This window comes from Qipengyuania sp., assembly GCF_042095715.1.
Taxonomy (GTDB): domain Bacteria; phylum Pseudomonadota; class Alphaproteobacteria; order Sphingomonadales; family Sphingomonadaceae; genus Qipengyuania.
Window position 1 is genome coordinate 29,714 of record NZ_JBELMO010000004.1, and the last position, 19,105, is coordinate 48,818.

The following is a 19,105-nucleotide window of genomic DNA, read 5'->3' on the forward strand; positions in this document are numbered from 1 at the left end:
CCTCAGGAAGGCTTAGCGCACGAACAGGCTGGTCAATTCCACATGGGTCGACCAGCGGAACTGACCTACGGGACGCAGTTTTTCGAGCCGGAAGCCCGCTTGCGTCAGCATCTTCGCGTCGCGCGCCCAGCTGGATGGGTTGCAGCTGACATAGGCCACGCGCGCCAGATCGCTGTTCGCGATGGCCTGCACCTGCTCACGGGCCCCGGCGCGCGGCGGGTCCAGCAACACCGCGCCGAAGCGGTTTAACTCCTCGGGTTGCAGGGGATTACGAAATAGATCGCGGTGAAGCGCGTGGACCTCTCGTCGATGCGAAGCGGCAGCTGCCTTGCATGCCAGATACGCATCGCGCGCAGCCTCTACTGCCAGCACCTTGCCCCCGAGCGCAAAGGCGAACGTGCCCAGGCCTGAGAAAAGATCGGCTACGATTCCATGCCCTTGGAGGAAGGACTTCGCATCCTGTGTCAGAGCCGCTTCGCCATCGGGGGTGGGTTGCAGGAACGCGCCCGCCGGAAAGCCAACCGGCACGCCGCCCAATGTCACGGTCACGCCCTCGGGCTCCCACACCGTCTGCCCGCCATAGCCATCGTCGATCGAAAGCCGCGACAAGGCATTGTCCTTGGCGAAGTCCAGCAGCGCCTCGGTGGGCCCGAGTCCGTCCATTTCCAAACCCTTGATGGCACAATCGACCCCGCCGTCGGTCAGGGTCAGCGCGACGTCGACCGGTGCCTTGCCGGCCCAGTCCGCGATCAGCGCGCGCAGCGGCGCCACCAGCGCGAACAGCGCCGGCTCCAGGATATGGCATTCGCGCATGTCCACGATCCGGTGTGATCCGCCCTCGCGGAAGCCCAGAACGGCCGATTTGCCCGCCTTCAACCCGTGCAGAGTGGCGCGGCGGCGGGTGCGTGGCGGGGAGAGATGTGTCGGCAGCAGCTCCCCCACAGTCACCCCCTGCCCCTCGGCGGCATGCGCCACGCGATCGGTGACGAAGCGCCGCAGGGCCGCCTCGTCCGCATGCTGAAGCTGGCACCCGCCGCATTGCGGGAAATGGCGGCACGGCGGATCGACATGATGCGGGCCGTTGGTCAGCGTGCCGTCCGACGCCATGACGTCACCCGGCACCGCGAAGGGGATGTGCTGCCCGTCCGCCGTGACACCATCGCCCTTCGCGGCGATGCGGACGATTTCGCTGCTCAAAGGAAGTGCGCGAGCGCGGGCTTTACCGCATGGGCCAATTCGCCCGCGGTAAAGGCGGCGCCGGCGATCCTCGCCGCTTCGCCATGCAGCCACACCGCTTCCTCGGCGGCGCGCGCCGGATCCCCGTGATACGCAAGCCTGCCACCGGCTATCCCGGCCAGAACGTCGCCCGTACCCGCAACCGAGAGCCAGCTCGATGCGGGGGGAAAGAACACGATCCCCCCACCGGCAGGCGCGAGCAGCGTGTCGGGACCCTTGGCCAGAATGCTGGCCCCGATGGCATCGCGCAGGCCGGTGGCGCGCTCAAGCTTGCTGTCCGCAGAAACATCGAAGGCTTCGCACAGCGCCGCCAGTTCCCCCTCGTGCGGGGTCAGCAGCAGGCGCGAGGCATCGACGCCCTCCAGCGCATCCCAGTCCAGCAGATGCAGTGCGTCGGCATCCAGCACGGCAGGGGCGCCCGCATCGAGCACGGCCGCCAGGCGCGTGCGCGCCTTCGCATCGCGCCCCAGGCCCGGCCCCATCAGCAGCGCGCCGATACGATCGTCGTCGAGCGCGTCGCCCAGCGGCCCGTCGTCGATCACCAGATCGGCGGGCGCATCGGGGTGCGAGTGCTTGCTCAGCAGCCTTACATAGCCCGCGCCGCTGCGCATCGCGGCTTCGGATGCAAGGATCGGCGCGCCGGGCATGTCTCCGGCCACCACCGCCAGCAGACCGCGCCGGTACTTATGGCTGTCGGCGGCGGGGGTGGAAAAACCGGGCCGCGCAGAGAGCCGCTCGTTGTCGGGAAGGCCGGAAAGACCGATATCGACCAGCCTCTTTTCGCCCATGGCCGCGCCGGCCGGCATCAGCCAATGCGCGCGCTTCCAGGCGCCAAGGGCCAGCGTGAGATCGGCCTGGCGGCTATCCCCCAGCCAGTGACCGGTGTCGCTTTCGACGCCGCTTGGCACATCGATTGCGATGCAATATTCGTGACTTGCGCCTGCTTGTTCGAGCAGATTCGCGAACTCGCCCTCGACCGCGCGCGACAGGCCGTATCCGAACAGGGCGTCCACCAGGATCGGAGCATGCCGCCCCTCCAGACCGGTGCGCACCTGGCCCGAAAACCCGTCTCGCGCCTGCTTCGCCACATTGGTGGCGGGTGGTTTGGGAGCGACCACGACCACGTCGAGCCCGCGGGCCCGCAGCCATTCAGCGATCACATAGCCGTCGCCGCCGTTGTTGCCCGGGCCGCACAGCACGGTGACCGGGCGGCCGGCCGCCACGCGCCAGATCCATTGCGCCGCACCCTCTCCGGCGCGGCGCATCAGGTCCCACTCCCCGACATCCGCCGCCGCCTCTGCCGCGCGCATGGCGTCGACCGAGAGGACCGGGTCAGATATCGGCGAAGACGTGGGTTTCGCGTGCGGCGCCGGGATGGGTGACGGCGCCTGCCGCCGCCGGTCCAACGTTTTGGGCGTATCGCCAGAGAGCTCCGGACTGGTAGTCATGCTCGCGCGGCTGCCACTTCAGGCGGCGTTCGTCCAGTGTGGCGGCATCGACATTGAGATCGATGGTGCCCTTCTCCGCATCGATCGCGATCTCGTCGCCGTCCTCGATCAGGGCGATCGGGCCGCCTTCGGCCGCTTCCGGCCCGACATGGCCGATGCAGAAACCGCGCGTCGCGCCGCTGAAGCGCCCGTCGGTTATCAGCGCCACCTTCTCGCCCATGCCCTGGCCATAGAGCGCGGCGGTGGTGGCCAGCATTTCGCGCATGCCGGGGCCGCCCCTTGGCCCTTCGTATCGGATCACGATCACGCTGCCCTCGGCGATGTCTCGGTCTTCCACCGCGCGGAAGGCATCCTCCTCGCATTCGAACACGCGCGCCGGGCCGGTGAACTTGAGCCGCTCCATCCCCGCGACCTTCACGATGGCCCCTTCCGGCGCGAGACTGCCCCGCAGACCGACGACGCCGCCAGTGTTGGTGATGGGGCTCGACACCTCGTAGAACACCTTTTGGTCGGGGTTCCAGGTCACCTCTTCGATATTCTCGCCCAGCGTCTTACCGGTGACGGTCATCGGGCTGGGATCGAGGAAGCCACCATCCAACAGCGTCTTCATGCCCATGTAGACTCCGCCCGCCTCATGCATGTCCTTGGCGACATATTTGCCGCCGGGCTTGAGGTCCGCGATATAAGGCGTTGATTTGAATATTTCGGCGACGTCATGAAGATCGAATGCGATCCCCGCCTCATGCGCCATGGCGGGCAGGTGAAGCGCGGCGTTGGTCGAACCGCCGGTTGCCGCGACCACACGCGCGGCATTTTCGAACGCAGCGCGGGTGCAGATGTCGCGCGGGCGCAGGTTCTTTTCGATCAAAGTCATCACCTGTCGGCCGGCGGCGACCGCGATTTCCTCACGCGATTTGTAAGGAGCAGGCGTCATGTTGCTGTTTGGCAATGACAGTCCAATCGCCTCGCCCACGCAGGCCATGGTATTGGCGGTGAACTGCCCCCCGCAGGCCCCATGGCCGGGACAGGCGACCTTTTCGAGCGCGGTCAGATCCTTCAGCGGACAATTGCCCGCCGCATGCTGGCCCACCGCTTCGAACACGTCGACCACGGTCACGTCCCGATCATGGTACCGGCCCGGCAGGATCGACCCGCCGTAGACGAAGATGCTGGGCACGTTGAGCCGCAGCATCGCCATCATCATGCCTGGAAGCGACTTGTCGCAACCCGCGAAGCCCATCAGCGCATCGTAGCAATGGCCACGCACGGACAGCTCGACCGAATCGGCGATCACCTCGCGGCTGACGAGCGAGCTCTTCATACCCTGGTGGCCCATGGCGATGCCGTCTGTCACCGTGATGGTGTTGAAACGGCGCGGCATCCCGCCGCCTTCTTCCACTCCGCGGCGGCAGACGTCCGCCTGCGCGTCCAGCGTGGTGTTGCAGGGCGCCGAATCATTGCCGGCGCTGACCACGCCGACGAACGGCCGCGCGATCTCTTCCTCGGTCAGGCCCATGGCATAGTAATAGGACCGGTGCGGCGCGCGTTCGGGGCCGACCGACACATGGCGGGATGGCAGTTTGCTCTTGTCGAAAGTCATGGCCCCCCATTGCGGGGAAGTCCGATTAGTTCAAGGCTGAACCTGGCGGCGCAAGCTTATTGCCCGTCTAGCGCCAGCAATACGCGCCCGGCGACGTCCGCGATCAGCGCCGCCCAGCGTGCCTGGCCGGCCTCGTTGGCGATCTGGTCCTGCCGAACCTCGATGGTGAGATAGGGAATGCCCGCCGCTTCGGCATGGCGGTCCATGGTGGCGTTCAGATCCTTGCCCGAATAGGGTTCGTTGTCCCCCACGCTCAGATGCTGTTCGCGGAACATCCGGATCGCATGCATCGCGGCGCTATCGTCCCGATTGTAGAGCAGGCCCACTTCCCAGGGGCGCAGCTCTCCTTCGGTGGCAAGCGCGGGGGTGAAGCTGTGCAGTGCCAGAATCAGGCGCGGCTGATGCCGGTCGATGAAATCGGCTAAGGCCGCGTGATAGGGGCGATGGAACTTCGCCAGCCGCCCTTCGATATCCGCGCCGATATTGCCGGGGATCAGTTGCCCGTCGCTTTCGCTGGGCACGACCGAGGGATCGTCCTCGTTACGATGCAGGTCCACGACCAGCCGGCTGACGGTGGCGATATGCGCGGGGAAACCGTGACGCCGCGCAATCCGGTCCGCCAGCCCGTCCACCCCGATGTCGAGCGCGATGTGGTCGTCCAGCAGCTTGCGATCGATACCCAGATCGATCCCGGCGGGGACGTGATTGCTGGCATGATCGGCGACGCAGATAATTCCGCTTCCCTTGCCACGACCGGCCGGCACATCGCCCACCTGGCGGTATGGTCTGCCGTTGATCATCGCAGCTTGCCCTCCATCTGCCACCAGCCCGGCTGGCGCGTGGCGACCTGTTGCGCTGCCGCCCGGCGGGCCTGTTCGGTTTCGTAGAGCGCGAAGCAGGTCGCGCCCGATCCACTCATACGTGCGAGAAACGCATCGGTTTCCTTTAACGCAACCAGCACATCGGCGATTTTCGGGCATAGCGCGATGGCGGGCGCCTCCAGATCGTTGCGCCCTTTCAGCGCGGTGGCGCGCGCATCGCCCGTCGGCAAAGGCCCGCGATCTTTACCATCCCATCCCCTGAACACCGGCCCGGTGGACAGCGGCACGCGCGGATTGACCAGCAGCACGGGCGTTCCCGCCAGGCTCTGATCGGCGGGCTCCAGCTCGGTCCCGGTGCCGCGCCCGGTGCAGGTCACGCTCTCGACGCAGGCAGGGACATCCGCGCCCAGCTTCGCGGCGCGATTCTGCCAGTCCTCGGGCAGGCCATAGCGTTCGCGGATAAGGCGAAACACCGCCCCCGCATCCGCCGATCCGCCCCCAAGCCCCGCCGCGACGGGGAGGTTCTTTTCGAGCGCAATCGCAAGCCCTTCGGCGCGCGGGAGCGTATTCAGCGCCCTGGCGACGAGATTGTCGAACGGATCGTCCAGCCCGCCCGCGAACTCACCCAGCGTGGTGAGCGAGTCCCGCTCCGCCACCCGCACGGTGAGGGTGTCGCCCGCGTCGACAAAAGCGAACAGCGTCTCAAGCTCGTGATAGCCATCGTCCCGCCGGGCGCGGACATGCAACGCGAGGTTGATTTTGGCGAAGGCGGTTTCGCGCATCACATAGCTTTCGTGAATTGAAGGCTATTGGGCTAATCATCAATTGTGATACCGGGGAAAGCCTCTTTCAATCCATCCAATTTAGAAGGCGATAGCACCCATCCTTGCAGTTTATTATTCCAACTACAGCCAACTTCTTTCAGCCTTTCCCGATGGTCCTTGGTATTCCCCGTAACTAAATAACTGTTTTTATAAGTCGCTGCCGACAGGTCTTCTCCAAACCGGCTTTTTGAGGTCTTCGGCTTTGGTTTTGTGGAGCGACGGGTCGCCGGGGATTTAGATGGTGTTCGTAAATTTGCGCCGTTGCTCTGAGTCCCGACTTCGTCGGCGTCCTGAAAGCTTTTTAGGCGAGAAATCTGGCCCTTAATTTGCATACAGGCTGGATTGACCGCAGCCGTCCAATTCTCGTCAGAACGCCCACTTTCAAACACCCCCGGAGTAATCCCGGCTAGATCGCTCGGAAGGCGCAAATCGGGAGCATCGTCTGGAACGAGAAAAAAGCATCGTTCTGCACCGAGCCGTCCGACGAATAGACCCAATTCGAATAATACATTATCACGAACGACGCTGACGGTCTGGCCTCTCATTAGCGAAATGTCGTCGGGTGAGAAAATGAAAACCCCAAAGTCTGAGTCACGCAAGGCTTTGATTAGGCTTGCAAGCGTGTTTTCCGATAATTGGAAAACACCATTTTTCCAAACCGTACATTCAGCCTCATAAGTCATGTTAGCGTGAATGGCGTCAGCAATCTTCACGCCCTCACGCGAGGACCCTATAAAAACTTTTGGCTTCATTCCCATATACTTACCCCTTTTAAAAACTCAGCATCGATAAAGAGCGCCCTACGGGTCGCTGCCCCACTCACATATTCGGATAGTTCGGCCCGCCACCGCCCTCCGGCGTGGTCCATTCGATGTTCTGGTTGGGGTCCTTGATGTCGCAGGTCTTGCAGTGGACGCAGTTCTGGCTGTTGATCTGGAACTTCATCTTGCCCGTGTCCTCGTCCTTCAGCCATTCGTAGACGCCCGCGGGGCAGTATCGCTGCGAGGGGCCGGCGTAGGTCAGGTACTCGCTCTCGTATTGCAGCTCCGGATCTTCCACCTTGAGGTGGTTGGGCTGATCCTCCGCGTGGTTGGTGAAGGAGAAGGCCACATTGGTCAGGCGGTCGAAGCTCAAGGTGCCATCGGGCTTGGGATAGTCGATAGGGGTGTAGAGATCCGCGCGCTGTAGCGCCTCGTAATCGCGGTGGTGCTTCATGCTGATCGGCAGGCCGATCTTGAGCGTGCGCATCCACATGTCGATCCCGGCGATGATGGTGCCGAAATCCTCGCCGAACTTGGCGACGGCGGGCTCGGCGTTCTGCACCAGCTTCAGCTCGTCGGCGATCCAGCTGGACCGCACGGCGGCGTCATAGTCCATGAGCTCTGCCCCCCCGCGCCCGTCGGCCAGCGCGGCGGCCACCGCTTCCGCGGCCAGCATCCCGCTCTTCATCGCGGTGTGGCTGCCCTTGATGCGCGGCACGTTGACGAAGCCCGCGGCGCAGCCGATCAGCGCGCCGCCGGGGAAGGCGAGCCTGGGCACGGATTGCCAGCCGCCTTCGTTGATGGCGCGCGCGCCATAGGCCACGCGCTTGCCGCCTTCCAGGATCGCGGCCATTTCGGGATGGTGCTTCCAGCGCTGGAATTCCATATAGGGGCGCACATAGGGGTTCTTGTAATCGAGCGCGGTCACGAATCCCAAAGCGACCTGGTTGTTCGCCTGGTGGTAGAGGAAGCCCCCGCCCCAGCTTCCGCTTTCGCTCAGCGGCCAGCCCTGCGTGTGGATCACCCGGCCGGGCACGTGCTTCGCCGGGTCGATATCCCACAGCTCCTTGATGCCGAGGCCATAGACCTGCGGCTCGCAATCGGCCTCCAGATCGAAGCGCGCCTTCATCTGCTTGGTCAGATTGCCGCGCGCGCCCTCCGCGAAGAGGGTGTATTTCGCCTGGATTTCCATGCCGGGCTGGTAATCGGGCTTGTGGCTGCCATCGGCGGCAACGCCCATGTCCTGCGTGGCTACGCCCGCGACCGCGCCGTTATCGTCGAACAGCACTTCGGCGGCGGGGAAGCCGGGAAACACCATCACGCCCAGCCCTTCGGCCTGTTCGGCCAGCCAGCGGCACAGATTGCCCAGCGATCCGGTGTAACAGCCCTTGTTGCTCATCAGCGGCGGCATGAAGGCATGCGGCATGTCGTGCTTCTTGCCCTTGGACAGCGCCCAGTGCCAGTTGTCGGTCACCGGGGTCTGCGCCATCGGGCAATCCTGATCCCGCCATTCGGGCAGCAGTTCGTCCAGCGCCTTGGGATCGACCACCGCGCCCGAGAGGATATGCGCCCCGATCTCGCTGCCTTTTTCCAGCAGCACGACCTCCAGTTCGGCATTCTGCTGTTTCAACCGGATCGCCGCCGCGAGGCCTGCAACCCCGCCTCCGACGATGACAACATCGCAAGGCATCGATTCGCGTTCGCTCATTTCCGTCTCTTTTCGTCGTACTGCGTGTAGGTTGAGCCTTGATTGGCGCAGCGCCCGAGGTCAAGACTGCGCGCGGGATCGAATGACCGCCAGACCATGACAGACACCGCCTCTTCCCTCGCCGCAGACTATGCCGCCGCGCTCGACTGGTGGCGCGACGCGGGCGTCGATTGCGACTATGTGGACGAGCCGACCGCGTGGCTGGCCGAGCCCGAGGTGGAGGAGGCACCCGCCGCCCCGCCCCCGCGCACCGTGGCGCGCAAGCCCGCCTCCCCGGCGCTGGAACGCGCACTGGCGGACAAGTCCGGCGCGCCCATCGGCGGGGACAAGGCCCACTGGCCGCAGACGCTGGAGGCTTTCCGCGAATACTGGCTTTCAGAACCCAGCCTCGACGACGGGGCACTGCGCGACCGGGTCCTGCCCTCGGGACCCGCGGGCGCGCCGCTGATGGTCCTGGTGGGCCAGCCCGAGGAAGGCGATGCCGAAGCGCTGCTGAGCGGGCCGGAAGGCGGGATGCTGGGCAAGATCATGCGGGCGATCGGGCTGGGGATGGACGAGATCTATCTCGCCAGCTGCCTGCCGCGCGTGATGCCGCTGCCCGACTGGGAAGATCTGGCGGCGCGCGGTCTGGGCGAAGTGACCCGCCATCATATCGCGCTCGCCGCGCCCAAACGCCTGATCGCATTCGGCAAGGGCGCGGCGCTGCTCAGCGAAGGCGCCGATAGTCCCGTCCTGCGCACCTCGCAGATTGAAACACTGATCCGCTCGGGCGAGCGGAAGAAAAGGTTCTGGAACGCATGGCTCGAATTTTCGGCATGAGCCGCCTTCCCATGGCGGCTGGTATCGTGGGGGCCCTTACCCTCACCCTGCCCTGCGCACCCGCGCTCGCGAATGCGGCCAGTGTCGCCTATTTCACCCAGCAGAAGGCAGCTGCCGTCCCCACCCTGCTCTCGCAGGACGATCGCAACTGGTACGGACAGCTGTTCGCCTCCATCGATGCCAAGGCGTGGGACCAGGTGGAAGCGATGCTGCTGGAGCGTGCCGACGGGCCGCTCCACGGCGTGGCGCGCGCGGAATATTATCTCGATCCCGCCAGCCCGCGCATCGACATCGTCCGGCTGACCGACTGGCTGAACCGCTACCCCGAGCTGCCGCAGGCCGCCGCCATCGCGCGCGTCGCCTCCACCCGCGGGTTGACGGAAGCACCGCGCCTGCCCGTGCCGCAGGAATTGCGCGGCCAGCGCGGCCTCACCCGCCGCACCCTGCCGCGCTCCGTCACCGACGGCACCATGCCCGCCGACATGGCGAGCGCCATCACCCAGCGCATCGTGGGCGACGATCCCGATGGCGCGCGGCTGCTGCTGGACGGCATCGACGCTTCCCTCAGCCGCGAGGCGCGGGCCGAATGGCGCCAGAAGGTCGCGTGGAGCTATTATATCGAGAACCAGGACGCCAACGCCTATCGCATGGCGGCGACGGTGCAGGACGGCGCGGGGCCATGGGTGCAGGAGGGCGCCTGGGTCGCGGGGCTTTCGGCATGGCGGCTGGGCGATTGCCAGGATGCGGCCATCGGCTTCGCGCAGGCGTCCAAGTCCGCCGACCCCGAGCTGGCTGCCGCCGCCAATTACTGGCTCAGCCGCGCCTTCGTGCGCTGCCGCCAGCCGGGCGAGGCCGCCGCCGCGCTGCGCAAGGCCGCGCGCAGCGACGAGACGCTCTATGGCATGCTGGCGCTGGAGCAGCTGGGGCAGGAGCTGCCCGACGATCACACCCGCCCCGATCTCACGCGCGAGGACTGGCAGCGGCTCGAGCGCGTGGAGAATGCCCGCCGCGCGGTGATGCTGGCTCAGCTCGGCCGCCGTTCCGAAGCGGACGAGCTGCTGCGCTGGCAGGCGCAGACCGGTTCCGCCTCCGATTACCGCGTGCTCACCCGCCTTGCCCGCGCGCTCGGTCTCACCACCGCGCAGCGCACCATGGCGTACAACGCGCCGCGCGGGGCGGAAGTGGAGCTGGCCGCGCGCTGGCCGATCACCAATCGCGAGCCGCGCGGCGGCTGGAAGGTCGACCCCGCGCTCGCCTTCGCGCACGCGCTTCAGGAATCCAGCTTCCGCGAGGAGGTGGTCAGCCCCGCCAATGCCATCGGGCTGATGCAGGTCCGCCCCATCGCCGCGCGGCAGCACGCGGGGCAGATCGGCCTTGATGCCCGCTATGTCGATCTGAAGGACCCAGCGCAGAACCTGGCACTGGGTCAGCAGGCGCTCGCCAGCCTGGCCGAAGCATCCGCCACCCGCGGCGCACTGCCCAAGGTGATGGCCGCGTACAACGCCGGGCTGACGCCGGTCACCCGCTGGAACACCGAAGTGCGCGACCAGGGCGATCCGCTGACCTGGATGGAATCGATCCCTTATTGGGAAACGCGCGGCTATGTGAACATCGTGATGCGCAATTATTGGATGTATCTGCGCCAGGCCGATGCCCCGGCGGACAGCCGGGTGCAGCTGGCGCAGAACCAGTGGCCCACTTTTCCCAGGGAGCGCTAGATGCCTATCGACACCGACCGCCGTTTCCGCGCCATCCGCATCGCGCTGCTGACGGTATCCGACACCCGCACGCGCGAGGATGATACCTCGGGCGATATCCTCGCCCAGCGCATCGTCGATGCCGGGCACGAACTGGTCGCGCGCGAAATCAGCAAGGACAGCGTCGAACAGATCGCCGCCCACCTCCACCGCTGGATCGACGACGAGGAGATTGACGCCATCGTCACCACCGGCGGCACCGGCCTCACCGGCCGCGACGTCACGCCCGAGGCGCTGGACCGCGTGAAGAGCAAGGACATCCCCGGTTTCGGGGAGCTGTTCCGCATGCTCAGCTACAAGACCATCGGCACCAGCACGATCCAGAGCCGCGCCTGCGCGGTGCTGGCACGCGGGACCTACATTTTCGCACTACCCGGATCGAACGGCGCGGTGAAGGACGGCTGGGACATGATCCTGTCCGAACAGCTCGACAGCCGCAACCGCCCCTGCAACTTCGTGGAACTGATGCCGAGACTGCGGGAGCGGTAAAGGCACAGCCCCACCCCCGACCCCTCCCGCAAGCGGGAGGGGCGTTTCGGCCGCGCCATCCCTCGCGTCACGATGGCGGACGACCGAAAATCCTATTTGCTGTCCTACACGGCTTCTCGTGCGTAATAGGCCTGATTCGCTTTTTGTTCTCATCAAGGAGACGCGAGTCATGACCGGTACTGTTTCCGCTTCCCAAACCATCGCCCTACCCCCCGCACGCGGCTGGACGGCCGAGGCGAAGGTGCAATTCCTCGATCGTCTGGCCACCCACGGCAATGCACGCGCCGCGTGCCGCGCGGTGGGACTTTCGGCCGAAAGCGCCTATCGCCTGCGCCGCCGCGATGCGCAGTTTGCCCGCGCCTGGAACGCCGCCGTATTGCTGGGACGCGACAACAGCGTGGAGTTGCTGTCCGAACGCGCGATCGAGGGTGTGGAGGAGGACATCTATTTTCGCGGCGAACTGGTGGGCACGCGCCGCCGCTATGACAGCCGGCTGCTGCTGGCCCACCTCGCTCGGCTCGACAAGCTGGCCGACGATACCGATGCGTCGGTGCGGGAATGGGCAGGCCATTTCGACGCCGTGCTGGCGGCCATCGCCAGCGGCGAGAGCGACATCGATGCCGTCGACCGCGAAGGTTATGCCGAGGAAATGGCGCGCGACGCGGTGGAGGTGATGACCAGAGTGCAAACCGACGCCTTCTATGCGGGGAGGCGAGAAAACGAGGACGAGGACGAGGACGAGGAGACCGGCGCCTATACCGCCACCGAGCGGGACGAGGCCCTGAGCGCCTTCCATGAAGACCTGGACGCAGATTGCGCGGTGATGGACAGCGAGGTCAGGAAGATCGCGGCCAGCCGCTGGGATGCCAATCTCGCCAAAGTGGAGGCGCTTATCGACGGGTTCGACCGAAGCCCCGCGCGTAATCGCCCCGCCCCCGAAAAGAACGCGCCGCCCGCGCCTTCGTTTCCGCATGTATCGTCGGCCCGATCCGGCGGTAATCCCGCCACTCCGCCCGCCCCCGCCACCGGTGCCAAGTCTTTCCCCTGCACTGCGTCAACGGCGTCAACCATGGCGCTGGCTCTGGGGCTTGCTGGCGGCGTGAGACCGGAAATCAGGACGCGGAAATCTCCGTTTGGCGAAAGAAATGTCCGGGGCCGCAGATGAACTGCGTCCCATTATGAGACTAGAGATATGAGCAAAATATTCCATATCCGGTTGCCAATGGTAAATATTTGGTTAAATGGGGACCCGGCGTCAGGCAGGGGGTCTGCGCATTCCAATAGGGCCAAATACCAGTATGAAGAAAACCGTTTTCGCGGGCCTTTTGGCCGCGACCGCTTTCGTGTCACCTGCGAGCGCCGCCACCATCGTCAATCCGATCCACATGTGGACCTTCAACGATGGGACGGCGAAGGATTCCGTCGGCAATCTCGACGGCACGCTTCACGGCAACGCCAAGATCGAGAATGGCAAGCTCGTCCTCGATGGCGACAAGGGCCGTGGTGGCACCTTCATGTCCACCGGTGAAATGGGCGGCACGTTCACCGCGCATACTCTGGTTGCCTGGGTTTCGCTCGACACCTTGTCCCAGGGCGGCGGTGCCGCACTTTCCGTGGTCGACAATCCGGGTCAGGGCAGCACAAACGAGAAGTTCAATGCGATCGTTTATGGCGAACGCACCCCGAACCAGTGGATGGCTGGTTCCGACTTTTTCCGTCGTACGCCCGTCAACAATGGCGGAGCGCGGGAGACCAGCCTCGACGAGCACATGATTGCCGTCACCTACGCCGCCAACGGCGCGATCACGATCTATCGTGATGGTCAGTTCTATGCTTCCGGTGGAACCTACTCTGCGCTGACTTTCGCCAACCCGATCGTCCTGCTTGGCCTGCGCCATCCTTCGGTTGCCGGTACGAACGGCTTGCTCAAGGGCAGCATCAATCAGGCCGCGATCTACGATACATCCTTCACCGCCGATGAGATCGGTAGCCTTTATGCACAGGGCGCGGTCGTGGGCGGTGCGGGCGCAGTTCCCGAACCGGCGACCTGGGCGTTGTTCATCCTAGGCTTCGGCGCCGTTGGTGGCGCATTGCGCAGCCGCAGGCGGATGAGCGTAAGCTACAGCTGAATACGGTAGATCCTGCCCGTAACGAGGAGGAGACATCTGACGCTCAGGCATCGGAAAACGGAGGGGCAAGGCCCGCCCTGCCCCTCCACCCTGCCGCACCCAACTTAGGGTAGGATAAAAGTAGCGCGATCTTGGCGTTCTCGCTATGTTCCACGGCATAGAACGTCGATTCGCCCCTCCCGTCTCCGGTCGCGGTGCGCAGGGATCGCTGGTGCCGCAGCGTTTCGGCTTGGCCGCGCGCGAGGAGGACGGCGACTGGCGCGATCATATGGAGGCGCTCGCCCGCAGCGAAGGCGGCCCGCCGGTCAAGCTGCGCACCACGGTGACGGAGGAACGGCCCAAGACCATCCTCACCTTCAACACCTCGCCCGACATCGGCTTCGACCGGTCGGTCAACGCCTATCGCGGGTGCGAGCATGGCTGCATCTATTGCTTCGCGCGGCCCACCCATGCCTATCACGACCTGTCGCCCGGCCTCGATTTCGAAACCCGCCTGTTCGCCAAGCCCAACGCCGCCGCGCTGCTGCGCGAGACGCTGGCCAAGCCGCGCTACACGCCGCGCCCCATCGCCATGGGGACCAACACCGATCCCTATCAGCCGATAGAGCGCCGTTACCGCATCACCCGCCAGGTGCTGGAGCTGTGCATGGAAACGCGCCATCCGGTCACCATCACCACCAAGTCCGACCGGGTGCTGGACGATATCGACCTGCTGGCCGAAATGGCGGAGCAGCGACTGGTGGCGGTGGCGATCTCGGTCACCACGCTCGATCCGAAACTGTCGAGCAAGCTGGAGCCGCGTGCCGCCGCCCCGGCAAAGCGGCTGGCGGCGCTGGGGCGGCTGGTGGAGGCAGGCGTGCCCACCCATTGTTCGATCGCCCCGGTCATACCCGCCATCACCGACGAATATATGGAGGATATCGTGGTGCGGGCGGCGGCGCTGGGCGTGGACAGCATCGGCTGGATACCGCTGCGCCTGCCGCACGAGGTGGCGCCGCTGTTTCGCGAATGGCTGTCAGTGCATTTCCCCGAACGCGGCGACAAGGTGATGCACATCGTCCAGTCGATCCGGGGGGGAAAGGACAACGATCCCGATTTCTTCACCCGGCTCAAGCCCACCGGCGTGTGGGCCGATCTTTTCCGCTCCCGCTTCCGCCTGGCGTGCAAACGCGCCGGAATCGGCAAGTTCATGTTTGAATTGGATTGTAAACGATTTCAGCCACCCTTGAGGGGTGGCCAGTTAAGACTTTTTTGAGCATCCGTCTTCTTAATCTGGATCAATATCTTCATCCGACGCTTGGACCCTGCTGAAAAAATCGTTTCATTTGGGAGGTTTACGGGATGCCATGGTTAAGATCGCGTAAAATATAGGTGTTTTACCGGGGCCGACCAACACGGATCAGTTATTGCTCCACTGTTAGGGATCTTCCGCAACCAAGGCATTATTTCGCGCTGGAGATTGAAAATGTGGTTCGTCAAGGATGCCCCGATACGGCAGAAGATGCTTATCGTCGCTCTAACCTCTGTCGTGACGGGGGTCGCGCAGGTGGTGTGGCTTTCCAATGTGCTTCATTCGGGCCTTCTAGGAGAAGCGACGCTTGCCGTGGCGATCCCGGCAGCGATCATGACCGGGCTGCTGTTCCTGGCGCGCGAAGCCGTCTGCGGTCCCTATGTCACCACGGTGGTGCGCATGGAGGGGCTGGCCGCCGGTGACACCGATTCCGAAATCCAGTTCACCGATTACAAGGACTGCGTCGGCCGCATGACCAAGGCGATGCAGACCTTCCGCGACAACGCCAATGCCATCCGGGAGAAATCGGAAGCGCAGGCGCTGATCGTCGCCGAATTCAACAAGGCGCTGTCCGCCTTGGCGGACAACGATCTGTCCTATCGCATCGCGTCCGATTTCCCGGGCGAATACGAACAGCTGAAATCCGCCTTCAACAGCGCGATTGTCAATCTGGAGGAGGCGATCGCCGGCGTGAACGAATCCGCCAACGCGGTATCCACCGGGGCAACCGAGATCCGTGCCGCTTCCGACGATCTGGCCAACCGAAACGAGCGCCAGGCCGCCACCATCGAGGAAACCGCCGCCGCGACCCGTCAGATCAGCGACATGGTCAAGGAAACCGCCGAGAACGTGACCACCATCCAGGGCAAGGTCGCCACCGCGGACAAGCTGATCCTTCAGGGCAGCGATGTGGTTCAGCGCGCCACAGTTGCCATGGAGGCGATCACCAAGTCCTCCGCCGAGATCGGTCAAATCACCGACCTCATCGACGGTATCGCTTTCCAGACCAACCTTCTGGCGCTCAACGCCGGCGTCGAGGCAGCACGCGCCGGCGAAAGCGGCAAGGGCTTCGCCGTGGTCGCCAACGAAGTGCGTGCGCTCGCCCAACGGTCGGCGGAAGCGGCCAGCAACATCAAGTCCCTCATCGCATCAAGCGCGGAAAACGTCAGTTCGGGCGCCTCGCTGGTCGAGGAAACCGGGCAGATCCTCAGCGAGGTCGTGGTCAGCGTCTCGGAAATCAACTCTACGATGGGCGTAATTGCCGGCTCCGCCAACGATCAGGCCCGCTCGGCCGAACAGGTCAACGGATCGATGAGCGATCTGGACCGCACGACCCAGCAGAACGCCGCCATGGTGGAAGAAAGTGCCGCCGCAGCGCGCAGCCTGGCCGACGAAGCCAACGCGCTGCGCACCACGGTCTCCTCCTTCCGGCTGTCGGGCAGCGGATCGTCCGTACGATCCATGCAGCCGGCGATGGTAGCGAGCGCAAATTCGGGCAGGTCGACGGGCGGTGCCACCGGCGCCACTTGGGGCAATCTGGCCCTTGCCGAGCCTTCCGACGAATGGAGCGAATTTTAGGGGGGCTACCCTCCAACCCGATCGGTACCCCCCTGGCGGGACCCCGGCGAACACCGCCTGGGTCCCGCCACCCTTTTCGGCCCTGTGAGGGACCCGGGGCGAACACCGCTTGGGTCCCGCGTTCCGTTGGAGCGCTTGCACGGGACCCTAGGAAAGATGCCTAATATCACGTCACCAAATTTCTGACGCACTATCAACTATGAAGGAGGGGCAACAGGAGACCCTCTCGATGATCAATTGGTTTGTGGCGCACGCCCCGATCCGCCAGAAGTTTCTGGTAATAACGGGCGTAATGGTGGTGTTTCTTCTCGCCGAGATCGGAAGCCAGTATTACCACTTTCGCGCCGGTTCGGAGACCATGGGGATCGCGGTCAGCGCGTTTCTGCTGCTCGCCGCACTTTCATTCTTTATCTACGTCCGCGAAGCCGTGACCCGGCCTTACGTAACCACCGTCATGCGGATGGAGGCACTGGCTGAGGGGGATGTCGATTCCCCCATGCCCTACACCGACTACACCGACTGCGTCGGTCGCATGACCCAGGCGATGAAGGTTTTTGCCGGCAACATGAAAGCGCTTGATGAAAGCGCGGCACGCGATGTGATCATGGCCGAATTCGGATCGGCCCTAAGGGCACTGGCGGAAAACGACCTGACCTACCGGATCGAACGCACCTTCCCGGGCGAATACGAGGAGCTTCGTCAGGCTTTCAACGCAGCGATTTCCAACCTCGATTCAGTCCTCGGCGGGGTCGACAATTCCGCCGGCGGCGTTTCGGTCTCCTCGGCTGAGATCCGCTCCGCGGCAGACGATCTGGCCCTGCGCAACGAACGCCAGGCCGCCACCATCGAAGAGACTGCGGCATCGCTGCGCCAGGTCAGCTCCATGGTCACCGATACCGCCGGCAATGTCGTGACCGTCCAGGCTCAGGTTTCCAAGGCAAGCGCCACCATGCGAGAAGGCAACGAGGTGGTTGCCCGGGCCACAGAGGCCATGAACGCCATCACGCAGTCTTCCAACGAGATCGAACAGATCACGGACATGATCGACGGGATCGCGTTCCAGACCAATCTGCTGGCGCTCAACGCCGGCGTGGAAGCCGCCCGCGCGGGTGAGAGCGGCAAGGGCTTCGCCGTCGTCGCCAACGAAGTGCGGGCGCTGGCCCAGCGGGCCGCCGACGCCGCCAGCCAGATCAAGTCGCTGATCGCCACCAGTTCGGAAAGCGTGGCACGCGGCGGACAGCTGGTGGGTCAGACCGGCGTGCTGCTCGGGGATGCCGCGAGCAATGTCGCAGCGATCGACACGATGATGGGCACCATCGCCGGATCGTCGACCGAACAGGCGCGCCATGTCGAACAGGTCAACGCCGCGATGCACGATCTCGACAAGGCCACCCAGCAGAACGCGGCAATGGTCGAACAGAGCGCGGCAGCCAGTCGCAATCTGGCCGGCGAAGCAGACGACCTCAAGAACAGCGTGGCCCGGTTCCGTATCTCCACGCGGCAGACCGATGCCCGCGACGGGGGAGCGCCTATTCCCCTCCGCGCTGCGCCCGCAGTGCCGCAGGTGGCAGGCAATCTGGCACTGGCGGTGAAGCCTGACGACGAATGGGGCGAGTTCTAAAGCGCGTCCTCGCCCGGGCTGGCATCAGGCATCCTCGCCCGGCGTAACTCTGGCGATGACGTGGCGGACGGTGCGATAGACCAAGGCCACCGTCGCCGCCAGCAGTGCCACGACGAGGATCGTGCCTCCGAAGAGGACCTGATACAGGGTGGGATACCAGGGCGCGGGGATACCGTCGAACTCGCTCACCGGGAACACCAAGACCAGCAGGAGTAACAGGCTGGCGACCAGAGAGGCGGTGGAAAGCGTCGCGATCCGCTGGATGCCGCGATATATCTCGGCGTTGAAGTCCTCGTCGGAGCGGCGGACCATGCCGACCAGGGTCAGCATCAGCGCCAGAGTGGTTGCGGACGCAGTGGCGGTGGCAGAACCTAGGTAAAGGCCCGATTGGGACAGGGATTGCAGCAGATCGACGGCCTGCCCCGACGAATAGACGTGCCCTATCGCCTGCCTTGCGCCGAGGCCGACCAGACCCACGAGCGCGAACACGCAGATGGGCCATTTCCAGTCAAGCATGGATCGTCCTCCTGCCGACCGAACCCGGCGGTCCGGGTAAAGTTGCGGGCCTCGTACATTTATTGCACGGTTTATCCGAAACCGTCGCTATCCCCACCCGGAGCGAAACGTACCAGGCGGCTATCCGCCAGCGCGGCAGTCCGGTTGACGACCGCTTTCTGATAATCCGGATCCTTGATCATTTCGAAGAAGGCGCTGCTGTCGGGATAAGCGGCCACGAAGCCATCGTGCCATTGCATGGCCTCCGGCCCCGTCACCACCGTCTCATAGGCGCCGCGCCACACGATGCGCCCGCCCACCCGGCGGAAGATCGGTCCGCTGGTCTTCCCGTATTCCTCGTAAGCGCGGCGTCCCGTCCAGCCCTTGCCGGCATGCTCGTGGCCCTCGGGATAGTCCGCAAGGTCCCGATACTGCAGCAGGTTCAGCATGTGGATCGGCTTGTCGCGGGGCAGCGCCTTGAACGCCTCGAAGTTTGCGCTGCTGGGGTCGATGTAGGTATCGGTCATG

The 19,105-nt window shown here is 64.7% G+C and carries 17 protein-coding genes; 8 read left to right on the forward strand and 9 right to left on the reverse strand.

The window, feature by feature from the left end:
- Nucleotides 1-12: 12 nt before the first annotated feature.
- From ACFDTG_RS02270 to ACFDTG_RS02300, 7 genes are all read right to left on the reverse strand, one after another.
- Nucleotides 13-1,197: a class I SAM-dependent RNA methyltransferase gene (locus tag ACFDTG_RS02270; protein ID WP_375289461.1), complete on the reverse strand. Its 1,185-nt coding sequence runs from the start codon at nucleotides 1,195-1,197 to the stop codon at nucleotides 13-15.
- Nucleotides 1,194-2,546, reverse strand: a complete 1,353-nt coding sequence (locus ACFDTG_RS02275) for an NAD(P)H-hydrate dehydratase (protein WP_375289462.1) — start codon at nucleotides 2,544-2,546, stop codon at nucleotides 1,194-1,196. Before ACFDTG_RS02275 ends, ACFDTG_RS02270 begins: the two co-directional genes overlap by 4 nt.
- Before the next feature lie 22 nt (nucleotides 2,547-2,568).
- Nucleotides 2,569-4,284 carry a dihydroxy-acid dehydratase gene (gene ilvD / locus ACFDTG_RS02280; RefSeq protein ID WP_375289463.1) on the reverse strand — a complete coding sequence of 572 codons (1,716 nt, stop codon included), beginning with the start codon at nucleotides 4,282-4,284 and terminating at the stop codon, nucleotides 2,569-2,571.
- 56 nt (nucleotides 4,285-4,340) lie between these two features.
- A complete protein-coding gene (locus tag ACFDTG_RS02285; RefSeq protein WP_375289464.1) occupies nucleotides 4,341-5,084 on the reverse strand; it encodes an N-formylglutamate amidohydrolase in 744 nt (247 codons plus the stop codon).
- Nucleotides 5,081-5,887: a 4-(cytidine 5'-diphospho)-2-C-methyl-D-erythritol kinase gene (locus ACFDTG_RS02290; protein ID WP_375289465.1), complete on the reverse strand. Its 807-nt coding sequence runs from the start codon at nucleotides 5,885-5,887 to the stop codon at nucleotides 5,081-5,083. The genes ACFDTG_RS02285 and ACFDTG_RS02290 overlap by 4 nt, the downstream gene beginning before the upstream one ends.
- Before the next feature lie 32 nt (nucleotides 5,888-5,919).
- A complete protein-coding gene (locus tag ACFDTG_RS02295) occupies nucleotides 5,920-6,687 on the reverse strand; it encodes a TIR domain-containing protein (RefSeq protein WP_375289466.1) in 768 nt (255 codons plus the stop codon).
- 61 nt (nucleotides 6,688-6,748) lie between these two features.
- Nucleotides 6,749-8,398, reverse strand: a complete 1,650-nt coding sequence (locus ACFDTG_RS02300) for an electron transfer flavoprotein-ubiquinone oxidoreductase (RefSeq protein WP_375289467.1) — start codon at nucleotides 8,396-8,398, stop codon at nucleotides 6,749-6,751.
- A 96-nt stretch (nucleotides 8,399-8,494) separates the two neighbouring features.
- On the opposite strand from ACFDTG_RS02300, the gene ACFDTG_RS02305 reads away from it, so the two are divergent.
- The 8 genes from ACFDTG_RS02305 (at nucleotide 8,495) to ACFDTG_RS02340 (ending at nucleotide 18,082) form a co-directional block, all read left to right on the forward strand.
- Nucleotides 8,495-9,217, forward strand: coding sequence for a hypothetical protein (locus ACFDTG_RS02305; RefSeq protein ID WP_375289468.1), 723 nt, complete (start codon nucleotides 8,495-8,497; stop codon nucleotides 9,215-9,217).
- A complete protein-coding gene (locus ACFDTG_RS02310; RefSeq protein ID WP_375289469.1) occupies nucleotides 9,196-10,935 on the forward strand; it encodes a transglycosylase SLT domain-containing protein in 1,740 nt (579 codons plus the stop codon). Before ACFDTG_RS02305 ends, ACFDTG_RS02310 begins: the two co-directional genes overlap by 22 nt.
- The gene (gene moaB, locus ACFDTG_RS02315; RefSeq protein WP_375289470.1) at nucleotides 10,936-11,463 is read left to right on the forward strand and encodes a molybdenum cofactor biosynthesis protein B; all 528 of its coding nucleotides are present in this window, start codon (nucleotides 10,936-10,938) and stop codon (nucleotides 11,461-11,463) included. It begins immediately after the preceding gene.
- 169 nt (nucleotides 11,464-11,632) lie between these two features.
- The gene (locus ACFDTG_RS02320) at nucleotides 11,633-12,628 is read left to right on the forward strand and encodes a hypothetical protein (protein ID WP_375289471.1); all 996 of its coding nucleotides are present in this window, start codon (nucleotides 11,633-11,635) and stop codon (nucleotides 12,626-12,628) included.
- Between the two features lie 133 nt (nucleotides 12,629-12,761).
- Nucleotides 12,762-13,592 carry a PEPxxWA-CTERM sorting domain-containing protein gene (locus tag ACFDTG_RS02325; RefSeq protein WP_375289472.1) on the forward strand — a complete coding sequence of 277 codons (831 nt, stop codon included), beginning with the start codon at nucleotides 12,762-12,764 and terminating at the stop codon, nucleotides 13,590-13,592.
- Nucleotides 13,593-13,737: 145 nt separating this feature from the next.
- Nucleotides 13,738-14,847 (forward strand): PA0069 family radical SAM protein, encoded by a 1,110-nt coding sequence (locus ACFDTG_RS02330; protein WP_375289473.1) that lies wholly within the window; start codon nucleotides 13,738-13,740, stop codon nucleotides 14,845-14,847.
- Nucleotides 14,848-15,057: 210 nt separating this feature from the next.
- Nucleotides 15,058-16,461 (forward strand): methyl-accepting chemotaxis protein, encoded by a 1,404-nt coding sequence (locus ACFDTG_RS02335; RefSeq protein WP_375289474.1) that lies wholly within the window; start codon nucleotides 15,058-15,060, stop codon nucleotides 16,459-16,461.
- Between the two features lie 229 nt (nucleotides 16,462-16,690).
- Nucleotides 16,691-18,082, forward strand: coding sequence for a methyl-accepting chemotaxis protein (locus tag ACFDTG_RS02340; protein ID WP_375289475.1), 1,392 nt, complete (start codon nucleotides 16,691-16,693; stop codon nucleotides 18,080-18,082).
- A gap of 24 nt (nucleotides 18,083-18,106) precedes the next feature.
- On the opposite strand, the gene ACFDTG_RS02345 is transcribed toward ACFDTG_RS02340, so the two are convergent.
- The gene (locus tag ACFDTG_RS02345; RefSeq protein WP_375289476.1) at nucleotides 18,107-18,598 is read right to left on the reverse strand and encodes a hypothetical protein; all 492 of its coding nucleotides are present in this window, start codon (nucleotides 18,596-18,598) and stop codon (nucleotides 18,107-18,109) included.
- Between the two features lie 71 nt (nucleotides 18,599-18,669).
- On the reverse strand, nucleotides 18,670-19,104 hold the full coding sequence (locus ACFDTG_RS02350) for a DUF1330 domain-containing protein (RefSeq protein ID WP_375289477.1): 435 nt from the start codon (nucleotides 19,102-19,104) through the stop codon (nucleotides 18,670-18,672).
- Between the last annotated feature and the right edge of the window lies 1 nt (nucleotide 19,105).